The 8,554-nt window shown below is 37.6% G+C and carries 7 protein-coding genes and 1 pseudogene; 4 read left to right on the top strand and 4 right to left on the bottom strand.

Annotated elements, in window-relative coordinates; all coding sequences use genetic code 11:
- Both H5202_RS15520 and dnaN read left to right on the top strand, forming a co-directional pair.
- Positions 1 to 478 (top strand): annotated as a pseudogene (locus H5202_RS15520) (DeoR family transcriptional regulator); the annotation flags it as partial.
- Between the two features lie 469 nt (positions 479 to 947).
- A complete protein-coding gene (gene dnaN / locus H5202_RS15515) occupies positions 948 to 2,036 on the top strand; it encodes a DNA polymerase III subunit beta (protein WP_182772873.1) in 1,089 nt (362 codons plus the stop codon).
- A 74-nt stretch (positions 2,037 to 2,110) separates the two neighbouring features.
- On the opposite strand, the gene H5202_RS15510 is transcribed toward dnaN, so the two are convergent.
- The 4 genes from H5202_RS15510 to H5202_RS15500 form a co-directional block, all read right to left on the bottom strand.
- Entirely contained in the window at positions 2,111 to 3,628 is a 1,518-nt protein-coding gene (locus tag H5202_RS15510; RefSeq protein ID WP_182772872.1) for an EAL domain-containing protein, read from the bottom strand.
- A gap of 173 nt (positions 3,629 to 3,801) precedes the next feature.
- Complete coding sequence (locus H5202_RS24305) at positions 3,802 to 3,936, bottom strand: hypothetical protein (RefSeq protein ID WP_259397339.1); 135 nt, start codon at positions 3,934 to 3,936, stop codon at positions 3,802 to 3,804.
- A 91-nt stretch (positions 3,937 to 4,027) separates the two neighbouring features.
- Positions 4,028 to 4,963, bottom strand: a complete 936-nt coding sequence (locus H5202_RS15505; protein ID WP_182772871.1) for a ParB/RepB/Spo0J family partition protein — start codon at positions 4,961 to 4,963, stop codon at positions 4,028 to 4,030.
- On the bottom strand, positions 4,953 to 6,158 hold the full coding sequence (locus H5202_RS15500; protein WP_182772870.1) for an AAA family ATPase: 1,206 nt from the start codon (positions 6,156 to 6,158) through the stop codon (positions 4,953 to 4,955). Before H5202_RS15500 ends, H5202_RS15505 begins: the two co-directional genes overlap by 11 nt.
- Positions 6,159 to 6,454: 296 nt before the next feature.
- Here H5202_RS15500 and H5202_RS15495 point away from each other — a divergent pair, with 296 nt between their 5' ends.
- Positions 6,455 to 6,682 carry a hypothetical protein gene (locus tag H5202_RS15495; RefSeq protein ID WP_182772869.1) on the top strand — a complete coding sequence of 76 codons (228 nt, stop codon included), beginning with the start codon at positions 6,455 to 6,457 and terminating at the stop codon, positions 6,680 to 6,682.
- 310 nt (positions 6,683 to 6,992) lie between these two features.
- Positions 6,993 to 8,554 (top strand): ParB/RepB/Spo0J family partition protein (locus H5202_RS15490; protein WP_182772868.1); only part of this gene is annotated, 1,562 nt, incomplete at its 3' end.

Below are 8,554 nucleotides of genomic sequence, written 5' to 3'. Positions count from 1 at the left end.
CCTCGATTCAGTCTCCACAACTGATCAAGTTGCTGTCCATTTACAAAATAAACATAACCTCACTATTGTCACCAATGGCTTCAATGTTACCAATGAATTATCATCAAACGAATATGTCAATGTCATTTTATTAGGCGGGACATTAAGACGAAAAAATATGTCATTTTTCGGCAGCTGTGCTGAAAACACCTTAAAAGACCTTCACGTAGATAAAGTTTTTTTAGGTGTTGATGGCTTTCATATGGAACGAGGCATTACGACTCATTTCGAATCAGAAGCCATCCTTAATAGAATTATGTGCCAAGTTGCCACTGAGGTCATTGTAGTAACCGACTCATCTAAATTTGACTTAATTTGTCTTCACAAAATTTTAGAACCGTCTGCCGTGACCAAAGTGATAACCGATCAAAACATACCAAGTATTTACCTTGAAGGTCTTAGACGTCTTGGCATTGAAGTTATACTGGTTACTGTATAGTAACTAGTATAACTTAGCGGTTAGTGAGATGCTCTCAGCATCTCGTTAAATTTCAGTTTCAAATCATTCTATTCATAACACTTTTTACCTTACTTCGGTTTCTAATTAAAAAGAGTCTACTGAATTAGCGGAAGATCAATACTCTATACCAAAATACCACCACAGCATGGGTTAAATTAATAACCGATGAGTAACCAATAAAAAACCTCCTCTCAGTGACACAAGAGGAGGCTTTTACTGCCTTTTCGGCAGTTTGTGCGCGAACATATACGTCGAAACGATTATCTTCTTTTTCAACTGCCTATTCGGCAGATACCGCTTTAACCTAAACATCAAATCGATTGTTTTTATTTTCAGCTGCCTATTCGGCAGTTCACAAATATCTGTATTCAACATCACATCACACTATGGTTGCGGCTTATCAAAGCGGTGAGATTATTAATTCACCGAACACAAAAAGGCCATCAATATGTTCACTCTCAGTTTAGCTAACAAAAACCGCATCCAAACAATTTGTAGTCATGCCAACAGTAGAATTAATCCCGTTTATGAAATGGTATTAATTGAAGCAGAAAACAATCAAGTTCGTTTTAGCGCATCAAATGGCGCTCAATTCAACTCTTTGACGTTACCCGCGCAAGTGAGTGAGAATATCTCGTTTACCTTGTCAGCAAAGCGTTTAAGCGCTGTATTAAACGCTTTGTCAGCAGAAACAGCGAAATTCGAAGTCAAAGGTGAAAGCTTGTTTATGACTAGCGGTAAGAGCAAGCTAAAATCGCCTATTTTTAATGCCTCGGAATACCCGTCTGCACCTGCAATCGTCAGCCCTATTTCCACCATACAATGCACAATATCACAGCTTGCAGCACTATTTAATTCAGCAAGTTATGCTGTGGCAAAAAACGATGTGCGAAGCTATCTTTGTCATGTGAACTTAAGAATAATCGGACAACTGGTGGTTGTATGTGCAACTGACGGCCACCGATTGAGTCAACTCGAACACTCTGACTTAACATGCAGTGGCGAAGGAAGCTACCTTGTTCCACTTTCGCTTATGTCAGCATTGCTATCTCAAAATTTAGATGGAGGCGAACCCGTAACAATAGAATTTGACGAAAAAAAGGCGTCAATAACCAGCGGTGATACATCTATTGTGTCTGTTCTTGGTGATGGAAGGTTCCCCGATGTAAACCGTGTAATACCTTCACGCAACGAAAATGGCGTTACATTTAACCTCAATGAGCTTAAAAATACTGTTAAGCGCTTTCATGCTGTGGCTTCATTAGAAAAGATCCCAATTCTTAAATTTGATATTAATTCAGAAGTGCAAATGTCTGTTTCAAGTAGTGATAAATCAAATGAGTTCTCTGAAATCATAGAAGCTGAAAACCAAAGCGTGGAACATTTTACCGTTGGCGTAAATCCAACCTATTTGGCTGATGCGCTCGCAAAGCAGTCGGGTGAAAAAGTGACTATCTATTTCAATCAAAAAACAGCGATTTTAATTGAATGTGAAGTTAGTGAGCTTATTACGCTGGTTATGCCTATTCGTGTTTAGATCAGCTGTTTGTCTCTAAAAGCAGGTATGTATTATGTCTGTAATAATGTCTTAAACGGCATTGTTACAGACTGCTACATTGAGACCTGTTCCAAAAAAACGCTCAAGGGCTCAGGTTTATGAAATAGATAACCTTGAAGATTCTGAACTCCATTCGAAATTAGATTTTCTGCTTGATGCCTCGTTTCTACCCCTTCCGCAATAATCGGAATGTTTAATCTCTTTGATAAGTCAAGAATGTTAGATACGAGATTAAAACTATGTGTATTTTCTGGGTATCCATCGATAAAAATCTTGTCGATTTTTAACGCGCTAACACTTAAGTCTCTAAGATGCTCTAAACAAGAGTAACCAGTTCCAAAGTCATCGATGGAAAATTTCACTCCCAGCGACTCAAGTTCTGAAATCGTATTCAAAGTGTAAGCATCGTTTGTGATTATTTGACGCTCAGTAATTTCCAAGACAAGTGTAATATGCTTAAGTTGTGGATCTTGAACAAACTTCTTACAAGAGTCGATTAGGGATGCAGAGTAATTTTTTGATAGCTGAACGGGGCAAATATTTATACTTAAATAAAAATTTTTTTGCTTTGATGCCTTGCTAGCATTAACACAGTCTTTATGAACTTGCTCTATTAACATTAAGGTCATTGGTACAATTTGGTGAGAGACTTCAGCTGTTGGAATAAATACATCCGGGCTAATTAATTTATCACCGTAACGCCATCGCATTAAGACTTCACACCCAGTTACATGACCTGAAGTATCAACAATAGCCTGAGCATAGGGTATAAATTGTTTTTTTCGAAGGCCTAAGCGCAACGCGTTCTTAACCACGACATCTTGGCCATGCAGAAAAAAACACAAAGGCAACATCAGTGCAAGTACGCCAATGAATAGGAACGCTAAAGAATCAACTTTCAAGATATCAACGAGTAAATCACTTATATCTATTCCAGCTTTAACAGAGAATGGATAGCGTGTTGAAACGCTTTCGTAGGTAAAATCCTTTTCTTGCACATTAACAATGTTTAAATCCAAATCGATTGAATTTGAAGGAAAATGTAATGAATAATGAGTGTTTTTATTGAATAATTTAATGACTGAAAACAATGTCGGACCATGTAACGTTGTCATTACTGAATAATCATTTTTAGTCGATTTAGTTATGAGGATAGGTTTCCCAGGCACGATATATTTTGATATCACAAGATCTACAGCTCCATAAGTAGATATATCTGTGGATTTACCTATATTCATTGGTAACGAGGAACATAATACTTTGTTATTGGCAATTAAGTTGATAGTTTGAATGCTCGGAACTTCTAAAATGACTTGGTAAAAATCTGATGCTGAAGTGGCACAGTCAGTAGTTGCGTTCGATAAAATTAATTGGTTTGCTTTAAATGCATCTGAGATTTTTGAGTCTAAAAATGTTACGGCAAACTTAATGCTTTCATCGGTTTTATCCTTATAGCTTGCGTAACCTTGGTAACAATAAACAATTAAACCACCAACAAAAAGTAGTGAAAAAAGACTAACGCAATGCAAAATCTTCAACCGATAAAAAGGTTGTTGAGGGTTGAATAACAAAATAGGGTTCCTTATGCAGCAAGCAGCCGAACTTACATCAAACTAAATAGCATAAAAACTTGTATAACAATACTTTTATAAAGTAAATAGTGGCCTTTACATATAAATGCTAACGCTCTACTTTCACTTTAAAGTATGAAAAAAACGGCCAATTTGACCGTTTTTATTAAATGTTATTTTTTTTCGCCCTTCGCTTCTTTCAAGCACCTGCAAAACAAATCCCAATCAGAAAACCTCATTGCCGGCATTTTTACTTTCTGGCCATTTGCAATTGCTTCAGCAACTGATAGCATTGTCTTAATCGGCATAATAACTCTCCTTAAAAATTTATTGTGTTGGTTTGGCGGCGAACATGTGCTACTTGGCGGTTGAACATGTTCGTCGTTTCATTTTTTTAGCTTACTCGCCTTTCATTACTTTCATGATGTATGCTTCAATTTTTGCATATTCATCTTCTGTTGCTCGACTCAAAGTAATAGTCGTTTTATCTTTTACGCGCTTACTCTTTGCCCACTTTTTAGCATTAACATCGAGAAATTTTGTCTCTTTAGGTGCTGCTTTTTTGGGTTTCGTAAATTCAGCGGCATCTTTAAGAAACTCAATCACTTCATCATTCAACGTTCCCGGTAACACCTCAGTTAGCTCAACCACTTCTTCTAAAGGTAATTTTGCATCTAGAATATGGTTGTAAATTTTTGTTATTTCAGAAAATTGCTGAAGCGTTAAATCGCTTGGATACTCAAATAAATTGATTAATTCTTGTGGGATTGCCCAAGCGTTTAATGCCTTAGATACATACCCTTGCGTAAAGCCTTCTTGCTCAGCAATGTCGGCTTGCGTTTTTTGTGGTTCTTCTTGTAAAAGAAGTGCAAATGCTCTGCCGTTATCTCTAATTGAATGCTCTTTGGCGCTTTGAAGCTCTTTAGATAACGCTTTGACTTCTGCCCTTGATAACGCTTCCTCACAATAAAGAATATTCAAACCAACATTGGCAAATAATGCGGCTTTGCGACGACGACTACCATCTAGAGTGGCGTACTTTCCATCTATGAGCTGTGCTATCACCGGCTGATATTGTTGCCTTGAAATAGAACTAATCACATCAGCTAATGACGACCTCGTTAATTCTTCAGCAATACGCTTGTTCATCGGATGAGCATAAGTCAACGATCCGACATCGTTTGCCGGTACCGTTGTACGCTTAAATGTAACTTGGCGTCCATTATGTAATGTGTAAACTTCTTCGTCGTTTACCATGTTTTTATTAAGATTGACTTCACCGAGAATGCCTATGCTTCGGCCTATGGGCGGTTTTCGATTGTTCTTAGCTTCCATGGTTTGCTCTCAAATATAATTGAATGTGTTGAAATACTGATAAAGCGAAATCTTCTATGGCTTCTTTAGCCGTTTTTAATGATGCGACATGACCGGGATATTCTTTCGGATTTACTGATATAACGGTATCAAATGTTTCAGCGCAACGCTGAAAAGCGATTAAATTCGGTATATTGCAATCCAACATTTCCTCGCGAAAAACCGCCTTTGCTATTGATAACGCATCCTTATCTTGCACTGACTTTGAAAATTTTGTCATAAATGCAAAATGATTTTTAGGTAAATGAGTCGCACCGCCGGCTAACAGTTGCTCCATGATGGAGGGTAGACGACCAACGTACTGCAATGTTGAATGTAAATCGACTTGTGATGGTGGTAACGGAGTCGCTAATACGTCTGATGCTGTGATCCCATTATTTAAAAAAGCATCTAAATGCGGTCCGGTATCAATAATTATCCAATCAAAATCGCCCTTAATTTTATCAATGACGTTTTCTTTCAAGACCATAAAAGGGTTTTGCCCTGGCAAATGTTCATGGCATAAAGCTTCCCAGTTTGATGCAATAAAACCATCAGCAATCGACGCAGGCATGACAGATACATTTTTTACCTTAGATTCCACAATAAAGTGCTCTAATATTTCTTCTCTAGATGGATTCTGCAACATTGCTTGTGCGCTGGTGTAGTTTACATCACCAATAGAATACTGATGATTTAACATCATGGTAGATGATGCTTGAGGATCTATATCTATCACCAAAAGACGTAAATCATATTTTAATAGTTGAGGGTGAGTTCGTAATGCTTGGGCCATCGTGCTAGCTGTGACGGATTTGGTTACTCCACCTTTTAAATTTGCAAGAAACAACACAACCGCTTCTTTATGAGTGTCTCGTAATTTAGCGATATTTCTATGTGCGTAGATATCTATGACTTGCTCAATAGGTAAATCGTAACTTTCAACAGTGCCAGCATTCTTTTTATTGAATACATATCCTTCGGATTCCATTTCTGCCATCGCCTTGTCTACGATAGCTCTTGATAGCTCAGATAAACGAGTTATAGCGGCTTTGTTGTAACGGATATGGAAATCATTATAACCAAACTCAATTTTGTGTTTTGCCTCGTTATCAGAAAGTTGCTGTAACGCTTGTCTGGCATAAGTGCCTGTTCGTAAATAATTTGATAAATCCATAAAACCCTCTCTGAAAACGCTTTGCACAAAACCAATAAAGCTAGAATAATCCACATGTACACTTAAATCAATGATACAAGCATTGTTTTTTGCTTATACACTTAAATCAATGCTACCCACTAGCAAATATTAAAATATATCCTGAATTTTTGGACAACAGCAAAACCACACTAAACTATTGAATTGAATTAATAATTCTGAAATTATTCCTGAAGAATAAGACAATCAAAATAGAGTTGCCAGTTTAAAACTTTGTGTCACTTTCAGAGTAACTTTTCTACCAAAGAGTGAAACTTATGACCTACGAACAACTCACGTTAAACTTTAACACCGTTATCGATATCGATAGCGCGATAGAACGATTATCACGGAAAGCTAAAAAGTTACGTTCTTCTGCTGTGAATGCGTCAACCTTAGCCGAAAAACTCACCATAAATAAAGAAATAAAAAATATTAATGCGATAACGTTCAAGTTAAAAATGAACTACTTTATTCTAGAGGATGAGCTGAGAAAACCAGCTTAACGTGACATTTAATTCGTTATGGGTAATAGCAAATATTTGCTGTTACCCATAGTAAAAATAATCCCCTCCCCTGCTTGCGCGAAAAATCTAGAATGACCTCAAACAAAAAATAAGCCTGTGTTTAATACAATAAAAATTAATTCGAAAAATCGGTTTTTATTGTTTTTCTGTATATTCGAGCGAAATTCCTTAATCACCTTAATCAAGTATCGGGCATTGTTATTGCCGTTTTAGGTTCGGTTGCGGCTTTATGAGTCTATGAGAAAGTTAATCCAACAAAACGACCACAACCGACTTTGAGGTGATTTACATGGAACAGACACATCATTTATCAACAAACAATACAAAGCTACCAATTAGCATGATTGATGCGCTGCCATTTGGTAACACCAGACGAACACGCGATGAATCGAAATACAGTGAATTAAAAGCCAGTATTTTAAAGCGTGGCGTTATTCAACCTGTATTGGTTCGCCCTGCCGCAGATCGCTTTGAGATTGTTGCAGGCTATGGTCGCCTTACCGCCAGTCGAGAATTAGGGCTTTCCGATATTCCTGTTCTTATAAAGCCTCTGTCTGATGCAGAAGCGTTAGAACATCAAATGGAAGAAAATCTTAATCGTGAATCATTAAGCCTTATTGATGAATGTAAGGCAGTTCAACAACTCAGTGCTTTTTATAATGGTGATCGCCAAGCGATTGCAGACCGCATGGCTTGGACACTTAAAAAAGTGAATGAGCGTGTTGAGGTTTTGAAATGTTGTGAAGAAGTGCTTGATGCCGTAACTACGGGTTCTATTACTGTTGGACACGCGCTTTTATTGGCTCCGTTCTCAGTCAAATTACAGCAAGGTACGCTCAAAAAAATAATTACTGAGAAGTGGACTGTCAGTTATTTACGTCAACGTGCATCCAAAGGCCAGCAATATCTTAACTTAGCGAAATTCGATACGACTGAGTGTAATACTTGTCCTCATAACAGTGCTGCACAATCAGGCTTGTTTGGTCTTGACGATCACAAAGCCGCCTGTTCTAACCTTAGCTGTTTTAAAGATAAAACGAATTTATGGCTTGAAGCCAGAAAAGAAGAACTCTCTGAAAAATACGGCACAGTCTTGTTAGTGCAACAGATTAATGAAACAGACAGAAACACAGTAGATGCTCAAGTTGTTGGTGAAAATCAATTTACTACAGGCTGTCAGGCTTGCCAAAAACGTGTCGTTTTGATTGATGATAGATTAGGGCGCACGTTAGGCACTACCTTTGAAAACCAATGTATTGATGCAATCTGTTTCAATAAGTGCGTAGCGTCTAATGAGCCTGAATTGGAGGTTAACAATATTTATGACGATGTTGCTGATGTTGCTGATGAAACAATGCCCCAAAGCAAACCAACCAATAAATCGAAAAAAACGGCAACGGATAAACCTGTCAGTTGTGTTGTACCCAAAAAAGTAATTGAAACCAACAAGGCTATACTGCGCGAAACTTCGGCTTCTCTACTCATGCCACAGGAACACTTCCAGTTAGCAATGAGTTATGCAGCACTCAAACGATTATGTACTGGCTATAAGTCGATTAATAATGAGTTATCAAGCGTTACAGGCTTTGATGCAACGATTAAAGCTGCTCTACGTGTGAATGTAGACAAGTTAAAAGTTGAAATCTTTAACGTCACAAAACACCTTGCCACAAAACAAGATGACCAAAGTATCAACATGACTGACATAATGATTAGTAATCTCGATTTTGCAGAAGATTATCGAAATGTGGCAGTAAATAAATGGATGCCAACAAAAGAAGTCTTATCTGACTACACCATTGGATCATTATCAGCCCTATGTGTCAAAGCTGGCTTCGATAAAGTAATGGA

Origin of the sequence: Shewanella sp. SG41-4 (assembly GCF_014164505.1) — a bacterium.
Classification (GTDB): Bacteria; Pseudomonadota; Gammaproteobacteria; order Enterobacterales; family Shewanellaceae; genus Shewanella.
This window is presented reverse-complemented; position numbering and strand designations above follow the sequence as displayed.